This is a genomic window from Paraburkholderia lacunae, assembly GCF_003353175.1.
GTDB classification, from domain to species: domain Bacteria; phylum Pseudomonadota; class Gammaproteobacteria; order Burkholderiales; family Burkholderiaceae; genus Paraburkholderia; species Paraburkholderia lacunae.
Window position 1 is genome coordinate 41,033 of the sequence record NZ_QHKS01000003.1, and the last position, 15,838, is coordinate 56,870.

The 15,838-nt window shown below is 64.6% G+C and carries 12 protein-coding genes; 5 read left to right on the forward strand and 7 right to left on the reverse strand.

Features of this window, described 5'->3' with window-relative positions; translation table 11 throughout:
- Positions 1-18: 18 nt before the first annotated feature.
- The 7 genes from DLM46_RS05005 to DLM46_RS05035 all read right to left on the reverse strand — a co-directional run bounded on the left by DLM46_RS05005 (position 19) and on the right by DLM46_RS05035 (position 10,006).
- On the reverse strand, positions 19-1,332 hold the full coding sequence (locus tag DLM46_RS05005; protein WP_115099677.1) for an acetyl-CoA C-acetyltransferase: 1,314 nt from the start codon (positions 1,330-1,332) through the stop codon (positions 19-21).
- A 176-nt stretch (positions 1,333-1,508) separates the two neighbouring features.
- Positions 1,509-2,429, reverse strand: coding sequence for a MaoC/PaaZ C-terminal domain-containing protein (locus DLM46_RS05010; RefSeq protein ID WP_115099678.1), 921 nt, complete (start codon positions 2,427-2,429; stop codon positions 1,509-1,511).
- Positions 2,430-2,431: 2 nt separating this feature from the next.
- Entirely contained in the window at positions 2,432-3,838 is a 1,407-nt protein-coding gene (locus tag DLM46_RS05015) for a 3-oxoacyl-ACP reductase (protein WP_115099679.1), read from the reverse strand.
- A gap of 94 nt (positions 3,839-3,932) precedes the next feature.
- Positions 3,933-6,431, reverse strand: coding sequence for an acyl-CoA dehydrogenase (locus DLM46_RS05020; RefSeq protein WP_115099982.1), 2,499 nt, complete (start codon positions 6,429-6,431; stop codon positions 3,933-3,935).
- Between the two features lie 444 nt (positions 6,432-6,875).
- The gene (locus tag DLM46_RS05025; protein WP_115099680.1) at positions 6,876-7,739 is read right to left on the reverse strand and encodes a TetR/AcrR family transcriptional regulator; all 864 of its coding nucleotides are present in this window, start codon (positions 7,737-7,739) and stop codon (positions 6,876-6,878) included.
- 347 nt (positions 7,740-8,086) lie between these two features.
- Positions 8,087-9,307 carry an MFS transporter gene (locus tag DLM46_RS05030; protein ID WP_115099681.1) on the reverse strand — a complete coding sequence of 407 codons (1,221 nt, stop codon included), beginning with the start codon at positions 9,305-9,307 and terminating at the stop codon, positions 8,087-8,089.
- A 456-nt stretch (positions 9,308-9,763) separates the two neighbouring features.
- A complete protein-coding gene (locus DLM46_RS05035) occupies positions 9,764-10,006 on the reverse strand; it encodes a hypothetical protein (RefSeq protein WP_115099682.1) in 243 nt (80 codons plus the stop codon).
- 531 nt (positions 10,007-10,537) lie between these two features.
- Between DLM46_RS05035 and sufB the strand changes: the two genes are divergently transcribed.
- The 5 genes from sufB to sufU are packed head-to-tail and all read left to right on the forward strand — an operon-like array spanning position 10,538 to position 15,835.
- On the forward strand, positions 10,538-11,986 hold the full coding sequence (gene sufB, locus DLM46_RS05040; protein WP_115099683.1) for a Fe-S cluster assembly protein SufB: 1,449 nt from the start codon (positions 10,538-10,540) through the stop codon (positions 11,984-11,986).
- A gap of 27 nt (positions 11,987-12,013) precedes the next feature.
- Positions 12,014-12,796: a Fe-S cluster assembly ATPase SufC gene (sufC, locus tag DLM46_RS05045; protein ID WP_115099684.1), complete on the forward strand. Its 783-nt coding sequence runs from the start codon at positions 12,014-12,016 to the stop codon at positions 12,794-12,796.
- Positions 12,793-14,136, forward strand: a complete 1,344-nt coding sequence (gene sufD / locus DLM46_RS05050) for a Fe-S cluster assembly protein SufD (protein WP_115099685.1) — start codon at positions 12,793-12,795, stop codon at positions 14,134-14,136. The genes sufC and sufD overlap by 4 nt, the downstream gene beginning before the upstream one ends.
- A complete protein-coding gene (locus DLM46_RS05055; protein WP_115099686.1) occupies positions 14,133-15,386 on the forward strand; it encodes a cysteine desulfurase in 1,254 nt (417 codons plus the stop codon). Before sufD ends, DLM46_RS05055 begins: the two co-directional genes overlap by 4 nt.
- Complete coding sequence (gene sufU / locus DLM46_RS05060; protein WP_115099687.1) at positions 15,383-15,835, forward strand: Fe-S cluster assembly sulfur transfer protein SufU; 453 nt, start codon at positions 15,383-15,385, stop codon at positions 15,833-15,835. Before DLM46_RS05055 ends, sufU begins: the two co-directional genes overlap by 4 nt.
- Positions 15,836-15,838 lie beyond the last annotated feature (3 nt).

The following is a 15,838-nucleotide window of genomic DNA, read 5'->3' on the forward strand; positions in this document are numbered from 1 at the left end:
GTCTCCTGAAGCAGTGGCTTAGTTAGTTTGTGTGCGTTCCAGGATCGCCACCACGCCCTGGCCGCCCGCCGCGCAGATCGAAATCAGCCCGCGCGCGGTGCCGGCCGGTTTGTCGAGCTGCGCGAGCATCTTTGCGAGGCCGGCGACGATGCGCCCGCCGGTTGCCGCAAACGGATGACCGGTGGCGAGCGAGCTGCCGTTCACGTTCAATTTCGTGCGATCGATTGCGCCGAGCGGCTCCGGCAAACCGAGCTGCGTGCGGCAATATTCGTCATCCTGCCAGGCCGCAAGCGTGCATAACACCTGCGCGGCGAACGCTTCGTGGATTTCGTACAGATCGAACTCCTGCAAGCTGAGCCCGGCGCGTGCCAGCATCCGCGGCACCGCATAGGCGGGCGCCATCAGCAGGCCTTCCTGCTTGTCGACGTAGTCGACCGCGGCGCTTTCGGACCAGCTCAGAAAGGCCAGCACGGGCAAGCCATGCTGGGCCGCCCATGCTTCGCTGGCGAGCAGCACGGCGGACGCGCCGTCGGTCAGCGGCGTCGAGTTGCCGGCCGTCAGCGTGCCGGCGTCGCGATCGAAGACCGGCTTCAGGCTGGCGAGTTTTTCGAGCGTCAGGTCCGGGCGCAGATTGTTGTCGCGCGCGAGGCCGCGGTACGGCGTCATCAGATCGTTGACGAAGCCGCGTGCATACGCGTCGGTGAGCCTGCGGTGGCTCTCGTAGGCGAGCACGTCCTGGGCTTCGCGCGAAATGTTCCAGCGCTTGGCCATCAGCTCGCAATGCTCGCCCATCGAGAGCCCGGTGCGCGGCTCGACATTGCGCGGCAGCAGCGGCTTGAAAAACATCGCGGGGCGCAGCTTGCTCAGCGCGCCGACGCGTTGCGCCGTGCTCTTGCCGCGATTCGCTTCGAGCAGGATCTTGCGCATCCGTTCGTTGACGCCGATCGGCGCGTCGGAGGTCGTATCGACGCCGCCCGCAATCCCCACGTCGATCTGTCCGAGGGCGATCTTGTTGGCGACGAGGATCGCCGCCTCGAGGCCGGTGCCGCAGGCCTGTTGCACGTCGTAGGCGGGGGTTTCCTTCGCGAGCGTGGTGGACAGCACGGCTTCGCGCGTCAGATTGAAGTCGCGCGAATGCTTGATGACCGCGCCGGCGGCGACTTCGCCGAGCCGTTGACCGTGCAGGTTGTAGCGGTCGATCAGGCCTTGCAGCGTGAAGGTCAGCATGTCCTGATTCGACGCGCTTGCGTAGGCGGTGTTCGAGCGGGCAAACGGAATCCGGTTGCCGCCGATGATGGCGACGCGGCGCACGGCGGGCAGCGGGTTGGACATGCTCGGCTCCTTTGGGTCGTTCCCTGGTTATTGAAACTATTGAACGGTGCGCAAGACGAGTGCTTCGAGTCCGTATTCTTCGGGTGCGTATTTACTACAAAACGAATTTCACACGGCTTCAATTCCATGCTGTTACGAAGCAACGGACATGGAGCATGAAGCCGTGTACAGCCAGATCATTGCAGCATCCACTGCATGCGGCCGCGCAAATGCGGTTTTTCTCCGGCGATATCGCGCACTTCCAGCTCGCGCTCGATCAGCGAAGGCGACGCGCTCCAGAACGACACCTCGCCCGGCAGCAGCATCGGCACCTTGAATTCCGCGCTGAGCGTGGCTTCGGCGAGCGGTTTCGGCGGTTGCAGCGCGGCGGCGGCGCGGGCCAGCGTCCACATGCCGTGTGCGATCGCGCGCGGAAAACCGAATGCTTTGGCCGACAGTGCCGTCATATGAATCGGGTTGTAGTCGCCGGACACGCGGGCGTAGTCGCGGCCCAGCTGCGGCGGCAATTGCCAGCGGGACAGACGCTGCAACGCAGCGTGCTCGAGTTCGAGCGCGCCGAACGGATTGCCGAGCGCCGGCACGCCGCGCTTCAGATAGACGCTGTCGCCGTCCCACACCGCCTCGCCGCGCCGGTACAGGCGCGAATGCAGCACGAACGCCTGACCCTTGTCGTGACGCAGCAGCGCGCCGAATTCGACTTCGACGCGCAGCACGTCGTTATGCGCGATCGGCCGTCTCAGCCGCACGTGATTGGCCAGATGCACGAGCCCGAGCGCCGGCCACGGAAATCCCGGGTCGGTCAGCATCAGCAGATGCAGCGGGAAGGCCAGCAGATGCGGAAAAGTGAGCGGCACACCGTGCTCGGGAATGAAGCCGCACACCCGCGCGTAATGCCCGATCGCCGCCGGATCGAGCGGCGCGGCCGGGCGCACGAGGCGCAGCGCCGGCAGGCGCGTGTCGCGGCCACGTTTGACGAGGCCGGACAACGCGCGCGCATACAGCTTTGCCGGCGCCGGCAATTGTTCGATGACGACGGTTTTCGGACGCACCGCGCTCGCTGCATGAGCGCTCCTGAACGGATCACCCGGCTCGCCCATGGTCACGCTCCAAGCAGGCTTTGCCCGCACACGCGCACGACCTGGCCGGTCACGCCCGCCGAGCCGGGATGCGCGAGCCACGCGATGGCCTGGGCGACGTCGACCGGCTGGCCGCCCTGGCCGAGCGAATTCATGCGGCGGCCGGCTTCGCGAATGGTCAGCGGAATCTTCGCGGTCATTTGCGTTTCGATGAAGCCGGGCGCGACCGCGTTGATCGTGATGCCGCGCCCGCGCAATTGCGGCGCCATGCTTTGCACGCGGCCGATCACGCCGGCCTTCGAGGTCGCGTAATTGGTCTGCCCGAGATTGCCCGCGATGCCGCCGATCGACGATACGCCGATGATGCGTCCGCCGTCGCGCAAGGTGCCGGCCGCGAGCAACGCGTCGTCGATACGTTCCTGCGCGGACAGGTTGACGTCGATCACGCCGTGCCATGCGGCGTCGCTCATCTTGACGATGGTTTTGTCCCTGGTGATGCCGGCGTTGTGCACGACGATGTCGACGCCTTGCTCGTCGAGCGCCGCGGCGATCTGCGTGGGCGCTTCGGGCGCGGCGATGTCGAAGGCGAGGGCGGTGCCGTTCAATTGCCGCATGGTGGCGTCGAGTGCGTCGCGCGCGGCTGGGATGTCGATGCCGATCACATGCGCGCCTTCGGCGGCCAGCACGCTCGCAATCGCCGCACCGATGCCGCGCGCCGCGCCGGTGACGAGCGCACGGCGGCCGGCGAGCGGCCGCTGCCAGTCGAACGCCGGCGCTGCTTCGCCGCCGGCGTCGATGCGCACCACCTGTCCCGACACATACGCCGAACGCGGCGACAGAAAGAACCGCAGCGTCGCTTCGCTGCTGTTCTCCGCACCTTGCCCGACATACACGAGATTCGCGGTAATGCCGCGGCGCGCTTCCTTGCCGAGCGAGCGCGCGAGGCCTTCGAGCGCGCGTTGCGCGGTCCACTGGCGGGGGCTCGCGCAGGCTTCCGGCGGCCGGCCGAGCACGACGATGCGGCCGCACTTGCCGAGCGAGCGCAGGGTGTCGTGAAAGAACCCGTGCAGCGGGTCGAGCTGGCTGCTGTCTGCAATGCCGCTCGCGTCGAACAGCAGGGCGTTGAGCCGGCCGTGCGAGCCGGCGTCGGCCGGCTCGAAGCGGCCCGTCATCAGGCCGTGGCGAGTCGCGAGCGGCACCCACAGCCCCGCGCTTTCGTGCGCGACGCTGGTCATGCCGATACTGGCGACGAGGCTCGCGAGCGTCTCCAGCAACTGCGGTTCGCGCCCCGCGCCGATCGCCACGAGGCCGTCGAACTCGGGCTGGTCGGCGCGATAGCGGCGCAGCACTTCGGGCTTCGGCAAGCCGAGCGAGCGCGCGAGTCGCGCGCCGAACGGCGAGTTGACGAAGTTCAGGTAAGAATCGTTCATAGGGTAGCGTGCTCCGCTGGCCTCATCGGATGTGCGTCAGTTTGCATGCGTTGTGTGTCGGCAGGGGGCTTTTTTTGCTGCCGTCTTGAAGTCCTCAGGCCACCAGTTGCAGCGCTTTGTCGAGCGCCTCCTTGCGCCTTTGCAAGCTGGCCAGTATGTCGAAGTCGGCCGGGAAGTCGTCGACCTTCACGACTTGCGCGCCATAGCGCGCGTAGTCCTCGAGGACCTGGCGTTCGTCGGCGTCGAGCAGGCCTTTTTGCTGCGCGGCGGCGCTCCACGCGGCCAGTTGCGGCAGGCTTTGCGGAATCGGCGCCAGCAGGCCTTGCCTCACCGCGTCGCGCAGTTTCAGATCGATCTGCGTGACGCGCGGGGTCAGCCGGAACGCCAGTTCGCCATAACCGAGCGCATCGACATCCGGATGCGGCACGTACGAGTCCGACACGAGACGATCGCGCGCCGCGCCCGGCGTTTGCATCAGCTCGGCAATCTCGGTGCCGAGCCGGTCGGACGGCTCGCGATGCGGCAGGCCGAACGGAAACGCGAGCACCCGCACGAGGCGCGCGGCGAGGCGGTTCGGATAGTTGGCCAGCACGCCGTCGATCGCCTGTTGCGCCTTGTACAGCGAATCTTCGACGCCCCAGCGTACCAGCGGCAGATCTTCTTCGTGACGGCCTTCGTCCTCGAAACGCTTGAGTGTCGCCGAGATCAGGTACAGCTGCGAGAGCACATCGCCGAGACGCCCGGAAATGCGTTCGCGCCGTTTCAGATCGCCGCCCAGCACGAACAGGGAGACGTCGGCGAGCAACGCGAATGCGCTCGAGATGCGGGTCGCCGCGCGGTAGTACGGCAAGAGCGGCGCATGCGCGGTGCGCGGCCTCGCGATGAGCGCGCCGCCGGTCACGCCGTAGACGAAACTGCGCACCACGTTCGACAGTGTGAAGCTCAGGTGGCCGAAGAACGCCGCATCGAAAGCGCGCAGCGCTTTGGCGTGATCGGTTTCGCGCGTCGCGGCCATTTCCTCGAGCACATACGGATGACAGCGGATCGCGCCCTGGCCGAAGATGATCAGGCAGCGCGTCAGAATGTTCGCGCCTTCCACCGTGATGGAGATCGGCACCTGCTGATAGGCGCGCGCGAGGAAGTTCGACGGCCCCATGCAGATGCCTTTGCCGGCGGCGACATCCATGCCGTCGTTGATGACCATCCGGGCGCGCTCGGTGATGTGATACTTCGCGATCGCCGAAATCACCGATGGTTTTTCGCCGAGGTCCACCGCCTGCGCGGACAATCTGCGCGCGGCGTCCATCACATACAGATTGCCGCCCATGCGGCCGAGCGCTTCCTGCACGCCCTCGAAGTCGCCGACGGCGGTGCGGAACTGGCGGCGTATCGCGGCGTAGGCGCCGGTGCCGCGCACGGCGATCTTCGCCATCCCGACATTCGACGACGGCAGCGAAATCGCCCGGCCCGCCGCCAGACATTCCATCAGCATGCGCCAGCCGTTGCCGACTTGCGCGCGGCCGCCGATCACCCAGTCGAGTGGAATGAAGACGTCCTTGCCCGAGTTCGGGCCGTTCTGGAACACGGCATTGAGCGGCCAGTGACGCCGTCCGATGTCGACCCCCGGATGGTTGGTCGGAATCAGTGCGCAGGTGATGCCGGGCTCTTCGTTCGAGCCGAGCAGGTGGTCGGGATCGAGCGCGCGAAAGGCGAGGCCGAGCACGGTCGCGATCGGGCCGAGCGTGATGTAGCGCTTGTCCCAGGTGAGGCGAAGCCCCAGCGTCTCGCGGCCCTCAAACGTGCCTTTGCAGACGATGCCGACGTCCGGAATCGCCGCCGCATCGGAACCGGCGTAAGGACTCGTCAACGCGAAGCAGGGGATCTCTTCGCCACGCGCGAGGCGCGGCAGATAGTGGTTCTTCTGTTCTTCGGTACCGTAGTGCATCAGCAGTTCGGCGGGGCCGAGCGAGTTCGGCACCATCACCGAAACGGCAGCGGCCGAACAGCGCGTCGCGAGCTTCATGATGACCTGCGAATGCGCGTACGCGGAGAACTGCTTGCCGCCGTACAGCTTCGGAATGATCATGCCGAGGAAGCCCTGATCCTTGATGTATTGCCAGGTTTGCGGCGACAGGTCTTGCCACACCATGGTGGTTTCCCAGTCGTTGGCGAGATCGCACAGATGCTCGCATTCGTTGTCGAGGAACGCTTGTTCCTCGGCGCTCAGCCTGGCCGGGCCGTAGCCGAGCAGCGTGTCCCAGTGCGGGCGGCCCGAGAACAGTTCGGCGTCCCACCAGATGGTGCCGGCTTCGATCGCGTCGCGCTCGGTCGGCGACATCTCCGGAAGGATCTTGCGGAAGCTGTCGAGCACCGGCTTCGTGAGCCACGCGCGGCGCAGCGGCTCGAGCGTCAGCACCAGCGCCGGCAGCACGAACAGGATGGTCAGCAGCGTTGCCGCTGCCGGCCCCGCCGAGCCGCTGACGTGCGCGACCGCCACCCACGCGATCATGAAGGTAAGCCACCGTGACGCGCGTGCCTGAACGTAGACGAGTGCAAGCGCGCCGATGACGAGCACAAGGATGAACCACGGCATGATGTTTCCTCCCGTTTCGATGGTGCGTGCGAACGCATCCACGGGGCGCGGACGGCTCGCGTTCTGTTGTTGATGTTCTGCTAGCTGTTTCGCTGCGTTCGCCGCGCTTTTTGCTCGCCTTCGAGTCGTGTTTCCTGTTCGACAGCGCGGCGGCGCTTAGGTGCGGTTTGGGTGCAGCTTAGGTTTGGGTTATGTGCGGCTTCGGCGCGGCTTCGGTGTGGCTTATGTGCGGCTTCGGTGCGGCTTCGGTGTGGCTTAGGTGCAGCTTAGGTGCGGGATCTGGATGTGCTGCTCGGGTATACGGCGTTCATGATGTTTCGTCCTTGGAGGCTTGTCTGGATTCGAGCCCAGCTTCGAGCGCGATGGCGTGGCGTGTACTCGCCGTGCCGCATCGCGCGGCTTGCGGCCGGGCGGCCCATGACGGCGCCGCCCGGCAGGCTGCGCTCAAGCCGTGCCGTGCAGCGCTTGATGAAACGAACTCGCCTCGACGCTGCCGCCAGGGCGCTCACCGTCCGGCGCGGGCGAGGCCGCCGCCGATCCGCTCGAAGCCTGCTGCCCGGTAGCCGCCAGGTTGGCACAGACCGGCTGGCCTTGCTCGCCGCCGTCGGTGGCGTCGCCCAGCACGGCGGCGAACGTGGCCAGCTGGCTGCCGTCGGGCAGCGGCGCTTTGAGCGCGGCCACCATCAGCGAAGCGAGACGTGCGATCAGTTGCAGATCGTTCATCGACTTGCCCTGCGAGAACTCCGATATCAGGCTGTCGGTATCGGTGCCGGCCAGCACGCCCGACAGCGCGCCGATCGCGAAGTGCAGACGCCAGCCGAGTTCTTCACGCGGCAGATGCGGCAGCGCGCGCTGGAACGCATCGAAGAAGCGCATGGCCACCGACTCGTAATGCGCATTCAGAAAGTCGCGAATGAAGGCCGACGGATCGGTATAGGCGCGCCCGAGCAGCCGCAGGAACGCTTTGCCGCCGATGCGCGGATCGCGCGAAAGCCGTAGCGCCGGAATAAACATCGCGCCGAGCACGTGCTCGCAGGTCAGGCGCGGGCCGAGCATGGCGTCGAAGCGGTCGAGCAGCTTGAGCCGTTCATGATTGAGCTGGTCGAGCCGGCGCGACAGCATCGAGTGAATCAGCGATTCCTTGCTGCCAAAGTGATAGTTGACCGCCGCGAGATTCACTTCGGCACGCGAAGTGATCTGGCGCAGCGACATGGCCTCATAGCCGCATTCGATGAACAGCGTTTCCGCCGCGTCGAGGATGCGGGACTTCGTGTCGCCGGCATGCCGGCCTGTTGTGCGAACTGCCATGTTGCGTCTCCCAGTTGCCGGGCATCCGGCCGCAAACAAGCGATTCAAGTGAGTTTTTGAAACAGCCGTTTTTTTCAGGATAAGGAAGGATGGACTTGGCGATCAAGGGTTCATTGTCGATTAACTCCTCTAGAAGAGCTGACGAAAGTGCGGCTGCGAACCCGCGCGACACGTCACGGCGCGCGGAAATAAAAAAGGCCGTTCCGATCGAAATCGGAACGGCCTCGTATGGCGTGTTACCCTGGTTTGGCCCTGCGTTGGTTCTTGTGTTGCGTGGCGGTTCGAGCCGCCTTGGCGTCTATTGTGCCCGATAACGGGCCGGGGAAATAGCTGTTTAGTTCGAACGCTTAAAGCTGTGCCGTCACCTCTTTCGCGGACTGGGTCATGTCGATGCCGCGGCGTTCGCGGCTGAACGGAATCAGCGCGGCGATCACGATCACCACGATGCCGATCACGACGGCCATCACCAGCGCGTAGTTGTTGTCGTGCGCTTCGGCGGCGCTCGCCTGCAGCGGGCCGTTGACGGACGCGATCAGATTGCCGAGCTGATACACGAGGCCGGGGAAGGTCGCGCGAATTTCATCGGGCGAGATTTCGTTCAGGTGCACCGGAATCACCCCCCATGCGCCTTGAACAGAGATCTGCATCAGGAAGGCGCCGGCCGCGAGCAGCACAGGCGTGCTCGAGAATGCCCATAGCGGCAGTACTGGCAGCGCGATCAGCGCGGCGACAAAGATGGCGCGCTTGCGGCCGATCTTCTCCGACAGCGAACCGAAGAACAGACCGCCGACAATCGCGCCGACGTTCAGCGTGATCGTGATCCACGACACCGTATGGGCGTCGAACTGGTGCTGGACGCGCAGGAAGGTCGGGTACAGATCCTGCGAGCCGTGCGAAAAGAAGTTGAACGCGGTCATCAGAACGATCGCGTACAGCGACAGCCCGATATTCTGCTTCAACGTGGCGACAAGACCCAGGTGCGCTTTCTTTTCGAGCGTTTTGAACGCCGGCGACTCGGGCACGTGCGCGCGTATGTAGAGCACGAGCAGTGCCGGCAGCACGCCGACGAAGAACATGCCGCGCCAGCCGATGTATTGATAGAACACGCCGAACACGATCGACGCGAGCAGATAGCCGCTCGGATAACCGGCCTGCAACAGGCCCGACACGATGCCGCGCGACTTCGGCGGCACGGTTTCCATCGTCAGCGCGCCGCCGACGCCCCATTCGCCGCCCATCGCGATGCCGAACAGCGCGCGCAGCACGAGCAGGGTGGTCAGGTTCGGCGAAAAGCCGGACAGCAATTCCAGCAACGAGAAGCACGCGATGTTGACCATCAGCGTCGGACGGCGGCCGAATTTGTCCGCGAGCCAGCCGAAAATCAATGCGCCGAGCGGGCGCATCATCAGGGTCAGCATAATGCCGTAGGCGACTTCCGGGATGTTCGTATTGAACTCCGCCGCGATGTCTTTCAATACGAAGACCATTAGAAAGAAATCGAATGCGTCGAGTGTCCAGCCCAGATAAGCGGCGATCGTGACGTTTCTCTGTTCCCGAGTCCAGTTCATTGATTGTTCTCCAGAGTCTCCGTTAACCCATGCTTGCCATGTTTGCCGTGTTTGACGGCGGGCGCCTGCGCGGCCCCGCACGCCCTGCAGCCTGGGTTTCGAGCGAGTGTACGCCGAGCGTTAAGCGTCTGCATGAATGATCCGGCGTTTATCCGTACTAGTACCTGGCAAGACCCGGTGCGAATTGCGTCTCGAATCTTTGTGCATGTCGAACGTCTGGAAAATGTAATTATTGTATTAATTCCGTTTGCCTGACTGTTTGTTATTTGTAGTATGTATTCCGGATTGGTCCGGATTGGCATGAGTAATCCGGCCGCTCCGGCTTCTCATGGTGGGCGTGCGAGATTGCGGGGCAGTCCACGTCTCACATGTCAGGGATCGAGGAGGACGAGGAGCGGCCTGCGGCGGGCAACCGCCGCGGGCCGCCTCGCTATGCATGGTTTGCCGTCGAGCCGGTTATCCTCCGCGTACGTAGTGGTCGGAAACCACGCGTCGCCGGTGAATCCAGGCGATCGCCAGTTCGATCGCCTGGTCCATTGCCTCCTGTGCCTGTCCGAAATCGCCGTCGACGCCGATCGAGCGCTCTTCTCCGTCCCGATCGACGATCGTCGCGGCGGCGGAAAATCGTCCACCCTGCGCGGCGGTCACAACCGGATGGATGAGGCAGCCGCCATATTCAATAGCGCTTCCGTGTTGCATGGTGATCTCCCTCCGCGATACGCCTTCATTCCGAACCCGGAAGCAGCACGCGCGCCGCGCGTGCTTCGACTGCAAAAAGTCCGCGCTTCCAGGAACCCGACCTGCGCTTTTGATCGTAACGCTTCCCGCGCTCGACGACACGCCTTACCGTGCAGAAGGCGTGTGTCCTGAACGCTCGCGCACACAAGACCCGCGCGTCGCCAGGGTTATGCATATGGGCATAGACTGAGGATGAGTCGCCACTGATTCGCGGCAGCACCGCTGGCTGAAAAAGAAAAGAAACCGCGGGCTCGACGGCGGCACTTCCTGTCTGGACGACAGGCGCAACCGGCACCGGCCGGCCAGTTCGCCATCCGCAGGTCCAGGGGGCCGCCACCGTCGGAGGCACCATTGGACTCATTGGCCCCATCGGGTATGACCGACTGCAGCACGCTGCCCGGCCTGGGTATCCGGCAGGCGGCGTATGCGGCGCGCGCGATCGGCGAGGCGACTGCAGGAACATTGAAGGAACGATAGGCGAGGAGGTGATGCATGAGCGTCTCCACGAGCAGTTTCGACGAACTGATCGGTCGCGAATACCCGCATGGTTTCGTGACCGAGCTGACGGCCGACGCGTTGCCGTGCGGATTGAGCGAGGACGTGATCCGGCTCATTTCCGCGAAGAAAGACGAGCCTGAGTTCATGCTCGAATGGCGGCTCACAGCCTATCGGCACTGGCTCACCATGACCGAGCCGCGTTGGGCGACGATCCACCATCCGCCGATCGACTATCAGCGCATCGTCTATTATTCCGCGCCGATGGCGCAGAAGAATCGTCCGAAGAGTCTCGATGAAGTCGATCCGGAACTGCTGCGTACTTACGAGAAACTGGGCGTGCCGCTGGCAGAGCGCGAACGCCTCGCGGGCGTGGCGGTGGACGCCGTCTTCGACAGCGTCTCGGTGGCCACGACGTTCCGCGACAAGCTCGCGGAGATCGGAGTCGTCTTCTGTTCGTTCTCAGATGCCGTGCAGCACCACCCCGAGCTGGTGCGGAAGTATCTCGGCTCGGTCGTGCCGCACACCGACAATTTCTTCGCCGCGCTGAATTCCGCCGTCTTCAGCGACGGTTCGTTCTGCTACATCCCGCCGGGCGTGCGCTGCCCGATGGAGTTGTCGACCTACTTTCGCATCAACGCGCAGAACACCGGCCAGTTCGAACGCACGCTGATCATCGCGGACAAAGGCGCGTATGTGAGCTATCTGGAAGGCTGCACGGCGCCGATGCGCGACGAAAATCAGCTGCATGCCGCGGTGGTCGAACTGATCGCACTGGAAGGCGCGCAGATCCGCTATTCGACCGTGCAGAACTGGTATCCGGGCGATGCCGCGGGCAAGGGCGGCATCTACAACTTCGTGACCAAGCGCGGCGACTGCCGCGAGGCGAATTCGAAGATTTCGTGGACGCAGGTGGAAACCGGTTCGGCGATCACGTGGAAGTACCCCAGCGTGATTCTGCGAGGCGATAACGCGGTCGGCGAGTTCTATTCGGTCGCGCTGACCAATCACTATCAGCAGGCCGACACCGGCACAAAGATGATTCACCTCGGCCGCAATACGCGCAGCACGATCCTGTCGAAGGGCATTTCGGCGGGCCACGGCAAGAACGCGTATCGCGGGCTCGTGAAGGTCGGCCGCGCGGCTGAGGGCGCGCGCAATTACTCGCAGTGCGATTCGCTGTTGCTCGGCCCGCGCTGCAGCGCCCACACGTTTCCGTATATCGAAGTCAAGAATCCGACCGCGAGAGTCGAGCACGAAGCGTCGACCTCGCGCATCGGCGAAGACCAGTTGTTCTATTGCCGGCAGCGCGGACTGTCTCCTGAAGACGCGGTGTCGATGATCGTCAACGGCTTCTGCAAGGAAGTGTTCAACGAGCTGCCGATGGAATTCGCGGTCGAGGCGCGCAAGCTGCTCGGCGTCAGTCTGGAAGGCAGCGTGGGATAACCACGGTATGGGAGAGGTAGACGAACCATGCTTGAGATCAGCAACCTGCAAGTCGAAGTCGACGGCAAGCAGATTCTGCGCGGCATCGATCTGAGCGTGAAGGCCGGCGAGGTGCACGCGATCATGGGCCCCAACGGCTCGGGCAAGAGCACGCTCGCGCATGTGCTGGCGGGGCGCGAAGACCTGGCCGTCACGGGCGGCGCGGTGTCGTATCTCGGGCGCGATCTGCTGGCGCTCGCGCCTGAAGAACGCGCGCGCGAGGGACTCTTTCTCGCGTTCCAGTATCCCGTCGAGATACCCGGCGTGAGCAATATTTATCTGCTGAAGGCTGCGTTGAACGCGCAGCGCCGGCATCGCGGCGAGCCCGAACTCGACGCGATCGAGTTCCTGCAGCGGGTCAAGGAAAGCATGACGCTGATGCAGATGGACGAGACGCTGTTGTACCGCGCGATCAACGAAGGATTCTCCGGCGGCGAGAAGAAGCGCAACGAGATATTGCAGATGGCGGTGCTGGAACCCCGGCTCGCGATTCTCGACGAAACGGATTCCGGACTCGATATCGACGCGTTGCAGATCGTCGCGCGGGGCGTCAACGGCATGCGCGCACCCGAGCGCGCGATCGTGCTGGTCACGCATTATCAGCGGCTGCTGGATTACATCGTGCCGGATCGCGTGCATGTGCTGGCGAACGGCCGCATCGTGAAGTCGGGGCCGCGGGAGCTGGCCGAGGAACTGGAGCGCAAGGGCTATGGCTGGATCGAGAATGAGGTGGCGCGTCCGGCCGCTCGCGCAAGTGCGGGGCATCGATGAAAGACAAGTCGCTCGATCCTTTCCATGACGCTTTCAGACACGTCGCCAGAACTTTGCCCGGCGCCGAGTTGCGGTGGCTGCGTGTCGCGCGCAGCAGCGCCTTCGACCAGTTCGACGCGCTCGGTTTGCCGACCACGCGTCAGGAGGACTGGAAATACACCGACGTGTCGGCGATCGGCAAGCATGCGTGGCATTTCGCGCCGCAGCATCCCGGCGGTACAGGCCGCATCTACGACAGCGAGATGCGCCGTAGTGTCGATGAACTCGCGCTGGATCCGGCGGGTTACCGGCTGGTATTCGTCGATGGACGCCACGTGCCGCGGCTGTCGAAACTGAACGGCTTGCCGCACGGCGTGTTCGTGGGCTCGCTCGCGCGGGCGTTGCGCGAAATGCCGCAACGGCTCGAACCCGCCATCGCGGCGAACACTTATGCCGACGGCTTTGCGGCGTTGAATACGGCGTTCATGGCGGACGGCTTTGCGGTCGTGCTGCCGCCGGGCGAGGTCATCGATCAGCCGCTGCACATGCTGTTCCTGAGCGACGAAGCGGGTCTCGCCGCGCAACCTTTCAACGTGGTGCTGGCAGGCGCGCGTTCGGGCTGCACGATCGTCGAACATTTCGTCGGACTGAGCGATGAGGACTATTGGACCAATGCGGTCACCCGCATCGTCGCGGACGAAGAGGCGGATGTGCGGCACTACCGGTTGCAGCAGGAAGGTCCGAAGGCGTTTCATGTCGCGTCGGTGGTCGTCGCCCAGCAACGTGGCAGCTCTTTTGCCTCGCATGCGTTCGCGTTCGGCGGCGCGCTGTCGCGCACGGGTATCGGCACGAGCCTGAACGCCGCGAACGCGCAGGCCACGCTGAACGGTCTGTATTTCGTCGGCGGGCGGCAGCACGTCGATCACCACACGCGCATCGACCACGCCGACGTGCATGGCACGAGCCGCGAGTACTACCGCGGCGTGCTCGACGGCGCGGCGCACGGCGTGTTCAACGGGCGCGTGGTCGTGCATCCCGATGCGCAGAAAACCGACGCGCATCAGGCGAATCACAACCTGCTGCTATCGCGCGACGCTGAAATCGATACCAAGCCGCAGCTCGAGATCTATGCCGACGATGTGAAATGCACGCACGGCGCGACGGTCGGGCAGCTGGACGAGAATCAGCTGTTCTATCTGCGCGCGCGAGGTGTCGAAGAGCGCATGGCGCGCTCGCTGCTGACCTACGCATTTGCGCGCGACGTCGTCGAGCGTGTGCGTATCGATTCGCTGCGCGGCCGGCTCGAAGAGGTGCTGCTCGCGCATACCCCGGAAGGGGCGCGCATCAGGGAGTTGCTATGAAGCCGATCGAATCCATGCCGGCGCCCGATCCCCGCAATGTCGCGCACTGGCGGGCCGATTTTCCGATTCTGGGTGAACGCGTGCACGGCCGGCCGCTGGTCTATCTCGACAACGGCGCCACGACGCAAAAGCCCGCCTCGGTGATCTACGCGGAAAACGCTTTTTACCGTCATGGGAACGCCAATGTGCACCGCGGCGTGCATCTGCTGTCGCTGCGCGCGACCGATGCCTATGAAGCGGCACGCGCGAAAATCGCCCGCTTCATCCACGCGCGGCGCCCGGAGGAGATCGTATTCGTGCGCGGGACGACCGAAGCGATCAATCTGGTCGCGCAGAGCTACGCGCGGCCGCGGCTCGCGCCCGGCGACGAAATCCTGATCAGCGCGATGGAGCATCATTCGAACATCGTGCCGTGGCAGCTCGTCTGCGAGCAGACCGGTGCGGTGCTGAAAGTCGTGCCGATCGACGATACGGGCGCGCTCGATGTCGTCGCATACGAAGGCCTGCTGAGCGAGCGGACCAGGCTCGTCGCGATGACGCATCTGGCCAACGCGCTCGGCAGCATCAATCCGGTGGAGCACATCATTGCCTCCGCGCACGCGAAGAGCGTGCCGGTGCTGCTGGACGGCGCGCAGGCGATCTCGCATCTGCCCGTCGACGTGCTCACGCTCGATTGCGATTTTTACGCGTTTTCCGGGCACAAGGTCTACGGGCCGACCGGAATCGGCGTGCTGTATGCCAAGGCTGCTCTGCTGGAGGCGATGCCGCCATGGCAGGGCGGCGGCGACATGATCCGCTCGGTGACGTTCGAGAAGACGGAGTACAACGCGATTCCGTGGAAGTTCGAGGCCGGCACGCCGAACATTGCCGGCGCGATCGCGCTCGGCGCGGCGCTAGATTACGTCGACGCGATCGGCATGGAAGTCATCGCCGCGCACGAGGCCGGCGTGCTCGCCTATGCGAGCGGCGCGCTGCAGGCGATCCCGGGCTTGCGCCTGATCGGCACCGCGGCCGATAAGGCGAGCATCCTGTCGTTCGTGCTCGACGGTGTGCATGCGCACGACGTCGGCACGATTCTCGATCGTCACGGCGTGGCCGTGCGGGCAGGCCACCACTGCGCGATGCCGGTGATGCAGCGTTTCGGCGTACCCGCGACCGTGCGCGCGTCATTGGGCCTCTACAACACGCGTGAAGATATCGACGCGCTGCTTGAAGGGCTCGCGCAAGTCGGGGAGGTATTCGGACGATGAACGATCTGAGCGAGCTCTATCAGGAGGTCATCTTCGATCACTACCGGCAGCCGCGCAATCGCGGCGTGCTGGCCGGCGCCAACCGTACGGCGGAGGGCTACAACCCGTTGTGCGGCGACAAGGTGACGCTGTATCTGAGGATCGAGGACGGCATCGTCAAGGAGGCGAGCTTCGAGGGCTCGGGATGCGCGATCGCCACCGCATCGGCATCGCTGATGACCGAAGCGCTGAAGGGCAAGACGGAAGCCGAGGCGCAGGCGCTGTTCGGGCGCTTTCGCGAGATGGTGACGGCAAGCGCTCCGGTATCTGCGCCGGCACCGGATCTGGGCAAGCTCGCGGCGCTGTCCGGCGTGCGTGAATTTCCCGCGCGGGTGAAGTGCGCGACGCTCGCGTGGCATACGCTGCGTGCCGCGCTGCAAGGCGAGAACAGCACGGTATCCACGGAGTAGCGA